Origin of the sequence: Acinetobacter sp. A1, from assembly GCF_012371315.1 — a bacterium.
Lineage (GTDB): Bacteria > Pseudomonadota > Gammaproteobacteria > Pseudomonadales > Moraxellaceae > Acinetobacter.
In genome coordinates this window covers 1-14,215 of record NZ_JAAZQY010000047.1, presented here as the reverse complement: position 1 = coordinate 14,215, position 14,215 = coordinate 1, and the positions used below count along the sequence as shown (strand labels likewise).

Here is a 14,215-nt window from a genome sequence, read left to right as displayed (position 1 = left end):
TTTAGCTTCCGTTGCTTTTATACCGATATATTCAAGGTATTGATCGTGCGTGTAGTATCTGCGATTTTTAGGATTTCGACATGCAACCAAAATACCTTCGGCATCCCATCTTTGTAGAGTTTTAACCGACTTCCCAATCATTTCACCGAATTTAGCAGGAGAATACATTAATCAATCTCCGCTAACTTCTTGAAATCCTCAAGTGTATAGTCTTTAAATATGGATTCATCACAATATATGGCTAGATCATTGTCTTCATCCCATCCACAGATAGGGCATGTATAAGGGGATGATGCGACTCCTAGCTGATTATATTTTAATAAAATATCGTCACAAACCTCATAAAGTTCTGAATCCTCATGATGGTCAACAACTTCAAGAAAAATTAGTTCACTAATATTTTCTGCAAATTTTTTGTATTTTTCAGGCACTTCTAGTTGATATGGCTCTACTAAATCATCTAGTTTTTTAGCGCAAGCATCACCAAAAATCTCTAATAATTTTTCCTCATATTCTTGACAGCGCATACCCTGTCCTGAAACGTGAGTACATTCAGAAAAGCCTGTATTTGCATTAATGAAATCAGCATAGGTAGAGCATTTATCGGAGAGCGATTGATTTGTTTTTTTAGGGTGCGAAGAACAATCATAGCCTAAATCTACAATATCGGTTTCATAGAAATCATTCTTTGACCACTCACCATAGACCCATGATGCAAATTCCTTAATAAACCCATCTTTATTTTCAGGGGATACAAAATAAGCAAGGTCTTGCTCTACTTTCTTTAAGCTTTCAGTCAAGTATTTCATTGCAAGTTTTTTTAAAATTTAATACCTAAATTGTATGTGTTTGACTATATTTGTCAATATAGTTATTTGATATCAATCACTCTTTAGATGAAGGAATGACCTTGCCTGTACCCGTTGTGACTTCTTCAAGTTTAAACACCCATGCCCAAACCAGGAAGACCAGTAAACCAATACAAATCAGCCAGATAAAAACGCTGGATTTAGGTAATTCAGGTTCAAGATCGGTCAGTTTCATCACTCGCTGAGGGTTAAGTTCTTTTTCGCTCATGCTTTTACTCCCGACGCAGGGCTAGCTTTTATCTGAGATTGACTTAAGACCTGATCACGTGGCCCATCCATGACAATTTTTCCATCATTCATGACAATAATTCGATCTACCAATTCCAAAACCGCCCGACGATGGATCGCAATCACCAAAGTACGTTGTCCTAGCCAGCCTTTTAAATGCTCAATCAATTGTTTTTCGGAAATATCATCAATTGCAGCGGTAGGTTCATCCAGCAGCAAAATATTCGGTTGGCGAATTAATAAGCGTGCAAGTAATAAGGCTTGATGTTGCCCACCTGAAAAGCCAATGCCACCTTCTAAAATGACATGATCCAGTCCTTCTTTTTTGTCTTGCACAAACTGGAGCGCCCCTGTGATTTTAAGCACATGTAACAGATCATCATCACTGGCCAAAGGCGCACCCGCCTTAGGGTTTATCACTGAAATTAATATTTTTTAAAAGGTAGGTTTGTTGCTCTATCGAATAGCTTTTTGAAAGTCTTTATTTGAATTTATCTTATCCGCTGCAATATGAATTGATTATGGCTGTGGATAATTTTTTGAAACGTGTGCATAACTATTGGATTCAATGTAGTTAGACCATCGTCTTGTTGTATATTCGAGACGTGTTGACAGGGGATGTCATAAAAAATACACACTTTTCTGTGATTTCTTGCACAATAAATGCAAAAAAGTCATATCTTGCATATCCTTCATTGTACTTGTGTGGTTAGAATAGAAGAACTGTGCACAAGATCTCTCACGTCTGTTATGAATATATTAATCGTTGATGATCATCCGCTGTTTCGTCATGCCTTAATTCAGGCGGTTCGTTATAGCTTACCGCAAGCTCAAATTCATGAAACTGCTGCAGTGAATGAATTGTATGAGCGTTTGGAAAATGGGCCTGAGCCTGATCTTGTTTTATTAGATTTGAATTTGCCAGGTGCATCGGGCTTTTCTGCTTTAGTGCATGTACGTGCGCAATATCCATCTATCCCGATTATTGTGGTGTCTGCTCACGAAGAAGCATCGATTATTCAGCGTTCTATTGCGCATGGTGCAATGGGCTATATTCCAAAATCGGCACATCCAAGCCATATTGGAGAAGCTATTCGTCAGGTACTGGAAGGTGAAATTTGGTTACCACCAAACTTGGCTGCCAACGTAAGTTTTGACCCTCGTGCTGCAGATGAAACCGCTTTGGCCGAACGCATTCAATCTTTAACTCCGCAACAATTCCGTGTATTGATGATGGTGGCAGAAGGCTTATTGAACAAGCAAATTGCCTATGAGTTAGATGTTTCTGAAGCTACCATTAAAGCGCATGTAACGGCTATTTTCCGTAAATTGGGTGTGCAAAATCGTACTCAGGCAGTTTTGGCAATTAATGCTTTAAATATTGAAGAAAAGAAAATGTGATTGATCTGTAAAAGATTGATTTTAATAGCCGCTGTATTGATCTTGAAGATTGAACAGCGGTTTTTTATTGGGTGATGATCGCTACTCACCTTATATTGGCCATAAAAAAAGCCTAAACCCTTTGGATTTAAGCCTTCTAAGACATCATGTGACTACATGATAATGAAATTTGGCGGTGAGAGAGGGATTCGAACCCTCGATACGCTATTAACGTATACACACTTTCCAGGCGTGCTCCTTCAGCCACTCGGACACCTCACCATAGGCGGTGGATAATAACCAAAAAATAGCATAAAGCCAAGTTGAAACATTTGATTTAGAGAAAAACTTATAACGTAGTGCTATGATTCTCAAAAATACCGTCTAAATTGAAGACACCTATGCAAAGTACTGCAAAAAAAGCAGCTTTACCCGTTGTTACTTTGGCTGCACTCGGAGTTGTATTTGGGGACATTGGAACCAGTCCGCTTTACGCCTTCCGACAAACTTTTTTAACGGCTCATCTTGCAATTACCCAAGCCAGTGTTTTAGGAATTTTATCCCTGATTTTCTGGTGCATGATGCTCACCATTAGCTTTAAATACGTCACCGTTATTATGCGTGCCGATAACAATGGTGAGGGTGGGATTATGTCGTTACTGGCATTGAACCTGCGAACAACCCGCATTGCTGAAGATAAAAAAATCTTCCTGATTGCACTTGGCTTTATTGGTGCATCCCTGTTCTTTGGCGATGGCATTATCACTCCCGCAATTTCCGTGCTGTCTGCCATAGAAGGGCTGAGCATTGCCACGCCTGTATTTAACCAATGGTTAGTACCACTCTCGATTGGTATTTTAGCGGGATTATTCATGGTGCAGCGTCATGGTACAGGCACCATGGGCAAATTTTTTGGCCCTTTAACGTTGTTGTGGTTTTTTGCGATTGGTGGTGCAGGCTTGCTCAGCATCATCCAAACCCCATTTGTATTGGCCATGATAAGCCCACATTGGGCCTTTAACTTTGTGGTACAACAACCCTTTGTGGCATTTTTAACCATGGGTGCTGTGATTCTGACCATGACTGGTGGTGAAGCGCTGTATGCCGATATGGGGCATTTTGGTCGCATGCCAATTCGTCTAGCTTGGTTTGTCATTGTCTTGCCTTGTCTATTACTGAATTATGCAGGACAAGGTGCGCTTTTATTGCGTAACCCAGAAGCCATTGAAAACCCATTTTATATGCTAGTACCAGAATGGGGTCTATACCCGATGATTGGGCTCGCTACAGCTGCGGCTGTCATTGCGTCTCAAGCTGTGATCACAGGTGTTTTTTCAATGGTCAATCAGGCCATTCAATTGCGTTATTTACCTCGCCTGACGGTACGCCACACCTCCGATGTAGAGCGTGGGCAAATTTATTTGCCATTTATTAACTGGGCCTTATTTATTTCGGTGCTGATTTTAATTTTGCTATTTGAAAACAGTGCCAATTTAGCCAGTGCCTATGGTGTGGCCGTGACCATGACCATGCTTTGCGGCACGATTTTAATTTCAATTTTGGCCTATGGTTTTTGGCGCTGGCCTATGTGGAAAGTTGCCCTGTTTGCGGTGCCATTTTTAACGTTGGACTTAATTTTTGTGGCGTCAACTTCGCTCAAAATTGTCGCAGGGGGATGGGTCCCAATCTTAATTGGTGCAGTCATGTTTACCATCTTGATGACTTGGAAAGATGGTCGTGCCTTAGTCATTAAGCGTTTGGAAAAAGATGCCTTGCCGATTGATCTGTTTATTCAAAGTGTCAGCATGGGTAATGAAACCAAATTTGTACCAGGAGATGCGATTTTCCTGACAGGTACGCCAAACATTGTACCGCATGCCATGTTGCACAATATTAAGCACAATAAGGTGCTGCATGAACGTAATATCATGGTGACGGTGATTACTCGCGATATTCCATTTGTGGCACAGCAAGATCGGATTCAGGTCGAAAAGCTGGATGATCGTTTCTATCGGATTAGTATGTATTACGGTTTTAAAGATCAGCCGAATATTCCGCGTGCTTTAAAACAAGCTTACAACCAGCTCGAATTTGAGTTTGATATGATGCAAATGAGCTTCTTTATTTCGCGAGATCGTATTGTGCATACCGTGGGTGATGGTATGTCACCATGGCGTGAAAAACTGTTTATTTCTATGCAGCGTAATACCAGTCCTGTAAGTGATTTTTATCAAATTCCAACCAACCGTGTGGTTGAATTGGGCAGTCAAATCGAGATTTAAATTTGACTCATGCAAGGCTAAAAACCAGCACCTCATGTGCTGGTTTTTTATTTTTACAATTTTCTGATCTTTCAAATCAAAAAATTGGGAAGATGTCGATATTGAAGACAGCAATATTATTGTTCTGTAGAGTTCGGTTGCTCGGCATTTACATCTGTATCCTGTGCTGCAGGGGCAACTGTTTCAGGTATAGATTCACTTGGCATATTGGCCGCAGCATGTTCAGGCATGTTGGTTGCTGTCGCTTGAGCTGGTGTCTGTAAAGTTTCTGTGCTGATCTCTAAATCATCACCTGCATTAATTGGTAAATCTGCCGAAGAAGACAGTAACGGCACAGATGGCGTAGCTGTGTGTTGCTCACTCACGTGTTCTGCTTGTGTGGCATGTTGTATAGCTGTTTCGGTACTGGCAGAAGCAGGCACAGAAGCCTCAGGCTGTGCAATCATCTCTTGATCAACTGCGTTCGGGAGTGCAGCCATCGGTGGCGTATTTTCAGTATGCGTCACAGCTTGGGGTTCAGCATTTTGCACAATACGGATTTGCCCACTGGCTACCAATTCCTCTAAAGAGCCTACTTGCCCATTAATACTGGTCTGAATTTTGACCTTAGACAGGCTTTCTAAAGTATCGCCTGCCTGAATGGGTGGCTCTGCAAAGGCAGAAATACTCATCAAGGAACTGGCTAAACCGAAAGCAAAAAGATGAAAACGCATGTTTGACTCCATCAAAACTATTTTTAAATCATTACGCATACCGCTTAAAAAAATAGTGGCGGTATTTGCTGTATTTTGGGTGGCATGAGCTTGGCAGATTTGCTAAAAGTGATGCAATCAAACCTACTAAAACTACCTCAGACTGATGTCAAACTTGCCTAAAACTCAGGCTGTGTGGGGCTTTTGTAGGGTTATATGCGGGCTTTTGTTTAATTGTTAAACGAACAAGAGTGACTTCATATACAAGCTGTAAGTGGATTGTTAAGCTCGAGCATCCTCTGCGGATCTAGAGCGAAGTTACAGTAAGGGTTATGGCAAGAAAACGGCGCAATTCCAAAAAACATTGGACTCAAATTTTCAATCAAAATAGTTTAAAAGTACTGCTGGGTGTTGTGGCAACAGGCAGCTTCGCGATTGCCTTTGGTCAGGAAAAAGTAAGTCAGTGGATGTCGCTGATTCCAAGTACAGGCAACGGTGCATGCCTGACTCCGTTTTATCGGGAAGTATCGCCATATTTACTGAAAGCTAGCCTGCAAAAAGACAGTTATCCGCTATGTTTTAATGATTTTAGTGTGATGTATTCAGGTGTATCCAAAACGCCGTTATGGGTGGCTGAAGCATTAACCCCTGCACGTTTTAATCAGCGTATTCCACGTGAAGATAATTTTCATGAAGAACCACGGGTTAAGGCAGAACACCGTGCGACGTTACAGGATTATCGTGGTTCGGGCTATGACCGTGGTCACATGGCGCCAAATGCAGATATGACCAATTTGGCCGCGCAGTTTGATAGTTTTTCTCTGGCCAATATTGTGCCGCAAGCACCTAAAAATAATCAGCAAGTCTGGCGTGAACTTGAAGAAGCCACCCGTGCAATGGTGACCAAACAAAAGCAAGATGTGTATGTGATTACAGGGCCAAGCTTCAATACCAAACGTCTAAAAACGATTGGGCAGGGTGTGATTGTGCCGACTGCAGTATATAAAGCCGTGTATATGCCGAAAACTGGAGCAATTGGGGCGTATTACGCACCGAATAATGACTCACTACAGGTGAAAGTGGTCAGTGTCTGCTATTTAGAAGAACAGTTGGGCATCAATTTATTCCCACAATTAAGCGAAGAGCAAAAGCGAAATACTTACAAATTGCCACTGACCGCGAATGCTGTCAAAGCCAATACGCCAATTGCATATTCGCATTGGGATGCAGAAAGCCAATGTGCTGAAGAGGTGCCTACCGAGCAGTTACAAGCTTTACAGACCGAATTTAAACGCTCAGGCAGCAGTCCTGCTTCAGGTGCCAGTATTGACACAGAAACCCAAGATGCAATTGTGAAGCAGTTGATTGAAGCACTGTTGCAATATATTTTACAGTTGTTGAAATCTTAAACTGGGTTAAGATGCAAAGTATGGCCCCTTCACGCTCAGGTGAATTCAATGTTTAAACCGTTTCAAAATGGCACTGAATCACACGCCATTTATGATCTAACCTTAGAAAATGATCTCGATTGCATCAATGTCTATGGCAATTTGCAAATCAGTAAGGATCAGGCAGGGTTACAGGCAGCTAAAGCCTTGCAAGCTATGATTAATGAGGTCGTGGCAGCATTGGAGCAATGCCCAAACTTACCTGAAAAACTGGAACGTCCCGAAGCGGGTGAAATTGAAAATCCATTCTTATGATGGATAAAATTTAAACGGATTGAGCTTCCAAGCAGCAAGATATAAAAAAGCCCGCCACTTTACAGCGCGGGCTTTTTATTTTGAATCATTCAAATGCAAAGTTTTGAATTAGTCTTCAGTTTTAGCCATAGCTCGATACAACACCGCACCAATCACCGCACCGACAATTGGAGCGACCCAGAAAGCCCAAAGCTGGCTCAGTGCTGCAGTTTCTGCAAAGAAGGCTACACCTGTACTACGTGCAGGGTTAACAGATGTATTGGTCACAGGAATACTGATCAGGTGGATTAAGGTCAGTGCCAAACCAATTGCAATTGGGGCAAAACCTGCAGGCGCACGTTTGTCAGTTGCACCCATAATAATCATCAAGAAACCTGCAGTGAGTACAACTTCAATCATTAAAACTGAGCTAAGTGCGTATTTACCAGGAGATAAATCTCCATAGCCGTTGGTTGCGAAACCACCTGTACCTGCAAAGCCTGCTTGACCTTGAACAATCAGATACAGCACCAATGCCGCTAGCGTTGCACCAATAATTTGCGAAATAATATAAGGCGCCAGTTCTTTGGCTTCAAAACGACCGCCTGCCCATAAACCAATACTGACCGCAGGGTTAAAGTGTCCACCTGAAATATGACCAAGCGCATAGGCTGCTGTTAAAACGGTCAAACCGAAAGCAAGTGATACACTTACAAAACCAATGCCCAATTCAGGGAAAGCTGCCGCCAATACCGCACTACCACAGCCACCGAAGACCAGCCAGAAGGTCCCAATCAGCTCCGCGAAATATTTATTTAATTTGATTCTCCAGTGCTTATTTTTTGAGTTAAATTGATTTAACTTAAATTAAACTAATCGCATTTTATAACAATAGTGTGATGAATTTATCATAAATTTGAGTAGAAAGGATAAATTATACACGGCGCTGCAAGCGCCATTGTTGAGGGGTGTGCTGTGTCCATTGTTTAAAGGCGCGCTGAAAAGCACTCTGTTCTGAATAACCCAAGAGCAGAGCAATTTCCTGCAAACTTAAATGCGGGTCTTGCAAATACTGTTCTGCCAGTAAACATCGTACTTCCTGCATACGCTTTTGATAAGTCGTGCCTTGCTGTTGTAAATGGCGCTGTAATTGACGTACAGAAATATGCAATTGTTGGGCAATATGTTCAATTTGATACATATTTTTTTGCAGACCCGTCAAAATGGCTTGCTGCAGGCGCTGATCGGTCTGGGTGCTATTTGGCAATTTATCTAGCAAGGCCTGCGCCTGTTGCAGCAATAGATGCTGTAAGGTTTGATCGCCCTGATGAAAGGGTTTTGCCAACTCGGAAATGGGCAGTAACACTTGGGTAATTGGCTGAGAAAAACGCACTTTGCAATGAAAATACTGTTCATACAGCGCAATGTTTTTAGGTGCGGGATGATGAAAATGCACTTCGTGCAGGCAAATGTCCTCAAACTGCATAAAATGCTTAAGAAATTCCATCATTAAAGCAATTGCGATCTCATCGGTCAGTTGTGTGGTCATATGCACAGGCAATTCCGACCAACGGATAGATAAATAATCGTTTTGTGCTTCGACCTGCAACGGGCCGCCATCATAAATCAGCCGATGAAAATCATGGTAACGTTGTAGTGCCTCGCCCAAATGGTCACAGGACAGGGCTAAATAGGCAATGATGCCCAAATGTTTGGGCTGCACATATTTGGCAATTTCCAGGCCCAAGGCAGGTTGCGGTAACTGCTGCTCTAAGGTGTTAAGCAATTCACGCCAAAGCGCATAATCAAAGCGTTCAAGATTTTGAATACTATGTAATTTTTCTGGAATAGGCAGTTGTTTTGCTTGGTAATAGCACATTAATAAATGCCCTAAGCCGCCATAGACCGAGCCTGTATATTCTTTGAATTGTTGCATGTGTTATCAATTTATTTTTGTCGTCATTTGTCAATGATATAAATTTCTTTGGTCAAGATCTAGTCTACTACTGCACCTATAGTGAACATAGCGGTCAAATCGTACAGGCAGGGAGGCGAGCTGATGTTAAAAGGATTTGTGGTAGGTTTGGTGGTTGCCAATGGTTTTGAATGGGTGGCACATAAATATATTTTGCACGGAACACATCGCCCGGGGCAGCGCCGTTATAGCCCAGTGCCTGAGAGTATGAAATCGCATTGGGAGCACCATCGTGAAGTGCGTAAAACCAGTTTTCATGATCATGGCTATGTTGAAGGCATCAGTAACTGGCGTACTAAAAATGAAATTGTATCTTTGGCTGTGGTGGCTACAGTCGCCAGTGGTGTGTTCTATCCGATCTCTAAGGGCATGAGCTTGGCTGCGCTATATAGTGCAGCAAATTATTATTATATTCATCGTCGTGCGCATTTAGAGCCAGAGTGGGCAGTTAAAAAAATTCCGTGGCATTATGACCATCACATGAACAGCAATCAGGATGCGAACTGGTGTGTGACTAAGCCTTGGTTTGATTATCTTTTAGGAACGCGAGTCATTTCAACGCCTGCCTTACAGGAGCAAAATCCGCTAGGCATTGCCTTACCTCGGGTGATTGCACAGGGTTTAAACCGTTTGTCTGCTGCATATTTTCCTGCCAAATGGGTCGAGAAAAAAGTAGCTGTGGCAGAGCAGGTATCTTAACTGTATTACGATAAATGACGGTTTGTACTGACAACTGGGCAAGTCTTGTCGCAAATGGTCAATATTTTTGGTGTTTTTGGTCAATATTTCGGCTAAAGCTCTGCGTATATTGTGTGCAGTGAAATATCCACGGATGTTTCGGTTGAATATTGTGTGATGATGAATTGATTTTGTTGATTATTTTTTTATAAGTCTATTTAAAAAGATAAAAGAACCTCAGCGCTGTGGTTTTTTGAGTTGATAGGAGTCTTCGGATTCCTTTTTTTCTGCCTAAATTTTACGTTGACTTCAGTTTTAGGCTAAAAAAAGTGCAATCCTCAGATTGCACTTTTCACAGTTCGTTTGCACTATGATTTTACAAACGTATTTCAATGCCTTGTGCTGCCAAATATTGTTTGGCTTCAGGAATGGTGTGCTGACCAAAGTGGAAAATTGAGGCGGCCAGTACCGCATCGGCACCGCCTTTTAGAATTCCATCGGCCAAGTGTTGTAAATTGCCTACACCGCCAGAAGCAATGGTAGGTACCGTCACACGGTCATTGATGGCACGCATGAGTGCCAAGTCATAGCCTGCTTTGGTGCCATCGGCATCCATTGAGGTGACCAGCAACTCACCTGCGCCGTAGTCTGCCATTTTTACAGCCCATTCAATTGCGTCAATACCAGTGGGTTTACGACCACCGTGGGTGAAAATTTCCCATTTGTTATCACCCGTTTTTTTCGCATCAATAGCAACCACAATACATTGTGCGCCAAAACGCTGTGAGGCTTCCTGTACAAATTCTGGGTTAAACACGGCTGCAGAGTTAATGCTGACTTTATCTGCACCTGCGTTCAATAACAGGCGAATGTCTTCAACCTTGCGCACGCCACCACCTACGGTCAGAGGAACGAACACGGTTTCTGCCATACGCTCTACAGTACGGTAAGTGGTATCACGACCATGATGGGTAGCGGTAATGTCTAAAAAGGTGATTTCATCGGCACCTTGTTCATTATAACGACGCGCCACTTCTACAGGGTCGCCCGCATCACGAATATCAAGGAATTGCACGCCCTTGACCACGCGACCATTATCTACGTCTAGGCAAGGAATAATACGTTTCGCTAGCATAAATTTTTCCAATTATTACAGCCGATTATGAAACTCACCCACACAAGCGCTACACCTTGGTAGATGGAGCGGGTATTCTATCAAACTTAGCTCAGGTTTTTCGCAGGTTTTCTATGTCGGTTTATACTCCTTTGACTTTAAAGGAAGTTCAGGTCTTTGCAGCAGCCTATGGATTGGAGGTCTTGGCGCTGATTCCTATTCAAGGTGGTATTCAAAACACCAATTATTTTTTGCGTTGCGACAATCAAAGCGAGTACGTGCTGACCATTTTTGAAGAACTCGACCAACAGGCAGCGGCTGAGTTAATTCCTGTATTGCAGCATTTGGGGCAAACAGGTTTGCCTGTGGCGGTGCCTTTGTCACACTCAGGACAAGCCATTCATCGTTTAAAAGATAAACCTGCGCAAATTGCACCGCGTTTGATTGGACAGCACCCGACCATAGCAAGCGAAGCACAAGTTGCAGCGATTGCCATTGCTCAGGCAAAAATGCATGTGGCTTTGCAGGACTTTAGCTTGCAGCGTGATCATGTGCGTGACCATGCTTATTGGGCCAGTGTTGCACGCCAATTAAAACCGAGTCTGAATGTGGCAGATCAAGCCTTACTTTCCAAGCTACTCGGACTGTATGAGGCCTTGACCGCAGTCTATCCGCAGCGTCCCAAAGGCTTTATCCACTCAGACTTGTTCCGTGACAATACCTTGTTTGCAGACGATCAATTGCAAGGCATTTTAGATTTTTACGAATTAAATCAGGATGAATTGCTGTTTGATATTGCAATTACCCTGAATGATTTTTGTACTGACTTTCCTGAACTGAGTTTAAATGAAAGCAAAGCGATTGCATTTTTAAATGCCTATGAAAGCGTGCGCCCTTTAACTCAGGATGAAAAAGCCTGTTTAGAATTATATTTGGCAATGGCAGCGGGGCGTTTTTGGTTAATGCGTTTACAGGTGGCAGCTAAAAATGCTGCAGAAGGCCGTACAGGAGCTGATATTTTGCAAAAAAATCCGAATGAAATGCGGAATATGCTGATTGAACGCTTAAAGTTTGTGACGGCTTAAGGATACAGAGATGCGTGATCAAGGACGTTTAGTAGAGTGGTTTGATGAGCAGGGTTACGGTTTTATTCAGCCAAATGACCGCCAGAAAGATCGGGTGTTTTTACACATTAAGGATTTTGCTCGTCAGGGGCCACGTCCCATTGTTGGTTGTGCTTTGGAATATACCGTAACGGTAGATGAACGTGGTCGTTATCGAGCGCAGCAAGCCGTTTATTTAAAAGCTACACAGACCAAAGCAACAGCGGCATCTTCTGCGAAAGCCAAAACATCCAACAGCACACAAAAAATGCAGCCCATGCAGATGCTATGTGTGGCCTATATTGTTGTTTTGGCTTTGTTGACCATGTTGGGGCTACTGAGTGGGATGTTGTTATTATTCATCAGTTTGATGAATGCTCTGAGTTATTGGCTGTATGCACAAGATAAAGAAGCTGCACAGCGGGGCGGGCGCCGTATTCCTGAAAATAATTTGCATATCGTCGCTTTTTTAGGGGGCTGGCCTGCGGCATGGTTGGCACAACAAAAATTACGCCATAAAACACAAAAACAACCCTTTGGTAAGATTTATTTTTGTACAATTTTCTTAAATATCTTACTGATTTTATGGTTTATTTCACCTTTTAATCAGTTGAATATCTAGTTGAGGGTGTTGTTTCCCTAACAGACGAGTCAGGAGCACCATGTCAGATTCAGTCCATCCATACACAGTCGATCAAGACCCACATCGTTTATTGACCATGATTTTATATGTGTTGTATATCGTGGCAATTTTTTCAGCGGGGATATTGGCTGTTATTGCTTTAATCATCAATTATTTAAAACGTGGTGATGTGCAAGGTTCAATTTTTGCCAGTCATTTTACTTGGCAAATTCGTAGCTTTTGGTGGTATTTGGTCTGGAATATCGTGGCATTCATTCCCTTTGTTTTTGTGCTGTTCAGTCAGGATGTACAAGGCTTTGCCAGTATGACACTGTTTGCCACCCTGTTTTGTATCAGCGTGGTGGGGCTGTCATGGTTATGGATTGTTTATCGTGCCATTCGTGGTTTAATTCGGGTGAATGATAATCTGCCGATGTACCATTAAAAATCCTACACTTATTTTAAATCACAACAGCGCTGCAAAGGTCGGGCTGTCGGGATGCCTGTATCAAGTGTTTTAAGGCATGGTTTATGTTCAGGTTTAGGTTTGGGGTTTAGTTTTAGATTTAAAAAGTTTAGGCCGCCATTCACTGATGAATACGCCTAAAACAACCAAAAGCCCACCAAATAATGCCAGAATGGGTAAACGTTCTCCTGCTAAACGCCCAATCAGGGCTGCCCACACCGGTTCACCTGCATAAATAATGGCGGCTTGCGCAGGGTCTACCTGACGTTGTGCCCAGTTCATCACCCATTGAATCAGGGCACTGGCCATCCCCAAACCCAGTAAAACCACAACCAAGGGCAGCCGAAATTCAGGCAGTTGCGTTTCACCTAGCCAAGGTGCAACAGCAAAACACAGCAATGAAGCAAAAGCCAGTTGTAGCAGCGTCACACGTTTTAAATTGACCCGTTTGGCAAAATAACCAATCAAAATAATTTCAAATGCAATCGCAATGGCGCCAATGAGCGTCATGATTTGCCCAAAATTAAATTGCAGCGCACTCAAGCCATTGCCTGTGAGCAATAGCAGTCCCATAAAAGCCAAGACTGCGCCCAGCCAAGTCATAACATGCGGACGCTGACCAAAGCATAACCAGAGCAGCAGCGGCACAAGCGGGACATACAGCGCAGTCAAAAATGCAGATTCACTGCTGCTGATACTTTGTAAACCTATGGTTTGGGTGGCATAACCCAGTGCAATCACAGCACCAATTGTAAAACCTGCAAAAACTTCATATAGGTTGATCGCACTTAAACTACGCCATGACAGCAGTGCAACGGCTAAAGTTGCTGCAGCAAAACGTAAGGCCACAAATAAAATTGGGCTGCTGAAATTCAAGCCATATTGCACCGTAATAAAGGTCGCACCCCAAATCAGCGTGATGAACATTAACGCCAGTTGAGGTGCTTTATGACGCAATGTATGGGTAAGATGAGGCATAGAAATGGATCAAGAATAGGTGAGGAAGAGCAAAAATCAATAAAAAAGAGTGATTGATATCAAATAATTATATTGACAAATATAGTCAAACATATACAATTTAGGTATTAAATTTTAAAAAAACTTGCAATGAAATACTTGACTGA

The 14,215-nt window shown here is 42.5% G+C and carries 15 protein-coding genes, 1 tRNA gene and 2 pseudogenes; 8 read left to right on the top strand and 10 right to left on the bottom strand.

The annotated features are described in order from the left end of the window. From HHA41_RS12180 to HHA41_RS12165, 4 genes and pseudogenes are all read right to left on the bottom strand, one after another. Nucleotides 1–168 (bottom strand): MerR family transcriptional regulator (locus HHA41_RS12180; protein ID WP_168461888.1); only part of this gene is annotated, 168 nt, incomplete at its 3' end. Next, on the bottom strand, nt 168–809 hold the full coding sequence (locus HHA41_RS12175; protein ID WP_168461886.1) for a hypothetical protein: 642 nt from the start codon (nt 807–809) through the stop codon (nt 168–170). The genes HHA41_RS12180 and HHA41_RS12175, both read right to left, overlap by 1 nt. 79 nt (nt 810–888) lie before the next feature. After that, a pseudogene (locus HHA41_RS12170) lies at nt 889–1,077 on the bottom strand (secretion protein HlyD); the annotation flags it as partial. Further along, nucleotides 1,074–1,499, bottom strand: a pseudogene (locus HHA41_RS12165) (ATP-binding cassette domain-containing protein); the annotation flags it as partial. The pseudogenes HHA41_RS12170 and HHA41_RS12165, both read right to left, overlap by 4 nt. 348 nt (nt 1,500–1,847) lie before the next feature. On the opposite strand from HHA41_RS12165, the gene HHA41_RS12160 reads away from it, so the two are divergent. Then, nucleotides 1,848–2,498, top strand: a complete 651-nt coding sequence (locus HHA41_RS12160) for a response regulator transcription factor (protein ID WP_168419383.1) — start codon at nt 1,848–1,850, stop codon at nt 2,496–2,498. 170 nt (nt 2,499–2,668) lie between these two features. Here HHA41_RS12160 and HHA41_RS12155 read toward each other — a convergent pair. Further along, nucleotides 2,669–2,759, bottom strand: a tRNA-Ser gene (locus tag HHA41_RS12155). 119 nt (nt 2,760–2,878) lie between these two features. On the opposite strand from HHA41_RS12155, the gene HHA41_RS12150 reads away from it, so the two are divergent. After that, complete coding sequence (locus tag HHA41_RS12150; protein WP_168419384.1) at nt 2,879–4,759, top strand: potassium transporter Kup; 1,881 nt, start codon at nt 2,879–2,881, stop codon at nt 4,757–4,759. Between the two features lie 116 nt (nt 4,760–4,875). Here HHA41_RS12150 and HHA41_RS12145 read toward each other — a convergent pair whose 3' ends face one another. Then, nucleotides 4,876–5,472 (bottom strand): hypothetical protein, encoded by a 597-nt coding sequence (locus HHA41_RS12145; RefSeq protein WP_168461884.1) that lies wholly within the window; start codon nt 5,470–5,472, stop codon nt 4,876–4,878. A 311-nt stretch (nt 5,473–5,783) separates the two neighbouring features. Here HHA41_RS12145 and HHA41_RS12140 point away from each other — a divergent pair, with 311 nt between their 5' ends. Both HHA41_RS12140 and HHA41_RS12135 read left to right on the top strand, forming a co-directional pair. Then, the gene (locus HHA41_RS12140) at nt 5,784–6,860 is read left to right on the top strand and encodes a DNA/RNA non-specific endonuclease (RefSeq protein ID WP_168461882.1); all 1,077 of its coding nucleotides are present in this window, start codon (nt 5,784–5,786) and stop codon (nt 6,858–6,860) included. A 48-nt stretch (nt 6,861–6,908) separates the two neighbouring features. Beyond that, nucleotides 6,909–7,154, top strand: a complete 246-nt coding sequence (locus HHA41_RS12135) for a hypothetical protein (protein ID WP_136143622.1) — start codon at nt 6,909–6,911, stop codon at nt 7,152–7,154. A 108-nt stretch (nt 7,155–7,262) separates the two neighbouring features. Here the strand turns inward: HHA41_RS12135 and aqpZ are convergent, their stop codons facing one another. Together aqpZ and HHA41_RS12125 are read right to left on the bottom strand one after the other, a co-directional pair. Then, nucleotides 7,263–7,958, bottom strand: a complete 696-nt coding sequence (aqpZ, locus tag HHA41_RS12130) for an aquaporin Z (RefSeq protein WP_168461890.1) — start codon at nt 7,956–7,958, stop codon at nt 7,263–7,265. A 109-nt stretch (nt 7,959–8,067) separates the two neighbouring features. Next, nucleotides 8,068–9,069, bottom strand: a complete 1,002-nt coding sequence (locus HHA41_RS12125) for an AraC family transcriptional regulator (RefSeq protein WP_168419387.1) — start codon at nt 9,067–9,069, stop codon at nt 8,068–8,070. A 123-nt stretch (nt 9,070–9,192) separates the two neighbouring features. On the opposite strand from HHA41_RS12125, the gene HHA41_RS12120 reads away from it, so the two are divergent. Continuing rightward, entirely contained in the window at nt 9,193–9,807 is a 615-nt protein-coding gene (locus HHA41_RS12120; RefSeq protein ID WP_168461880.1) for a sterol desaturase family protein, read from the top strand. 355 nt (nt 9,808–10,162) lie between these two features. On the opposite strand, the gene hisF is transcribed toward HHA41_RS12120, so the two are convergent. Next, on the bottom strand, nt 10,163–10,921 hold the full coding sequence (gene hisF / locus HHA41_RS12115) for an imidazole glycerol phosphate synthase subunit HisF (protein WP_168461878.1): 759 nt from the start codon (nt 10,919–10,921) through the stop codon (nt 10,163–10,165). A 113-nt stretch (nt 10,922–11,034) separates the two neighbouring features. Between hisF and HHA41_RS12110 the strand changes: the two genes are divergently transcribed. From HHA41_RS12110 to HHA41_RS12100, 3 genes are read left to right on the top strand one after another with little or no spacing between them, the layout of a single operon-like run. Beyond that, the gene (locus HHA41_RS12110; protein ID WP_168461876.1) at nt 11,035–11,985 is read left to right on the top strand and encodes a homoserine kinase; all 951 of its coding nucleotides are present in this window, start codon (nt 11,035–11,037) and stop codon (nt 11,983–11,985) included. A gap of 10 nt (nt 11,986–11,995) precedes the next feature. Continuing rightward, entirely contained in the window at nt 11,996–12,625 is a 630-nt protein-coding gene (locus HHA41_RS12105) for a DUF1294 domain-containing protein (protein WP_168419390.1), read from the top strand. A gap of 40 nt (nt 12,626–12,665) precedes the next feature. Then, a complete protein-coding gene (locus tag HHA41_RS12100; protein ID WP_168419391.1) occupies nt 12,666–13,070 on the top strand; it encodes a hypothetical protein in 405 nt (134 codons plus the stop codon). A gap of 96 nt (nt 13,071–13,166) precedes the next feature. On the opposite strand, the gene HHA41_RS12095 is transcribed toward HHA41_RS12100, so the two are convergent. After that, on the bottom strand, nt 13,167–14,069 hold the full coding sequence (locus HHA41_RS12095; RefSeq protein WP_168461874.1) for a DMT family transporter: 903 nt from the start codon (nt 14,067–14,069) through the stop codon (nt 13,167–13,169). Between the last annotated feature and the right edge of the window lie 146 nt (nt 14,070–14,215).

Bases quoted from the DNA above. Each gene is read 5' to 3' on its own strand.
- HHA41_RS12175 (WP_168461886.1), bottom strand. From the start codon at position 809: ATGAAATACTTGACTGAAAGCTTAAAGAAAGTAGAGCAAGACCTTGCT.
- HHA41_RS12160 (WP_168419383.1), top strand. From the start codon at position 1,848: ATGAATATATTAATCGTTGATGATCATCCGCTGTTTCGTCATGCCTTA.
- HHA41_RS12150 (WP_168419384.1), top strand. From the start codon at position 2,879: ATGCAAAGTACTGCAAAAAAAGCAGCTTTACCCGTTGTTACTTTGGCT.
- HHA41_RS12145 (WP_168461884.1), bottom strand. From the start codon at position 5,472: ATGCGTTTTCATCTTTTTGCTTTCGGTTTAGCCAGTTCCTTGATGAGT.
- HHA41_RS12140 (WP_168461882.1), top strand. From the start codon at position 5,784: ATGGCAAGAAAACGGCGCAATTCCAAAAAACATTGGACTCAAATTTTC.
- HHA41_RS12135 (WP_136143622.1), top strand. From the start codon at position 6,909: ATGTTTAAACCGTTTCAAAATGGCACTGAATCACACGCCATTTATGAT.
- HHA41_RS12125 (WP_168419387.1), bottom strand. From the start codon at position 9,069: ATGCAACAATTCAAAGAATATACAGGCTCGGTCTATGGCGGCTTAGGG.
- HHA41_RS12120 (WP_168461880.1), top strand. From the start codon at position 9,193: ATGTTAAAAGGATTTGTGGTAGGTTTGGTGGTTGCCAATGGTTTTGAA.
- hisF (WP_168461878.1), bottom strand. From the start codon at position 10,921: ATGCTAGCGAAACGTATTATTCCTTGCCTAGACGTAGATAATGGTCGC.
- HHA41_RS12110 (WP_168461876.1), top strand. From the start codon at position 11,035: ATGTCGGTTTATACTCCTTTGACTTTAAAGGAAGTTCAGGTCTTTGCA.
- HHA41_RS12105 (WP_168419390.1), top strand. From the start codon at position 11,996: ATGCGTGATCAAGGACGTTTAGTAGAGTGGTTTGATGAGCAGGGTTAC.
- HHA41_RS12100 (WP_168419391.1), top strand. From the start codon at position 12,666: ATGTCAGATTCAGTCCATCCATACACAGTCGATCAAGACCCACATCGT.
- HHA41_RS12095 (WP_168461874.1), bottom strand. From the start codon at position 14,069: ATGCCTCATCTTACCCATACATTGCGTCATAAAGCACCTCAACTGGCG.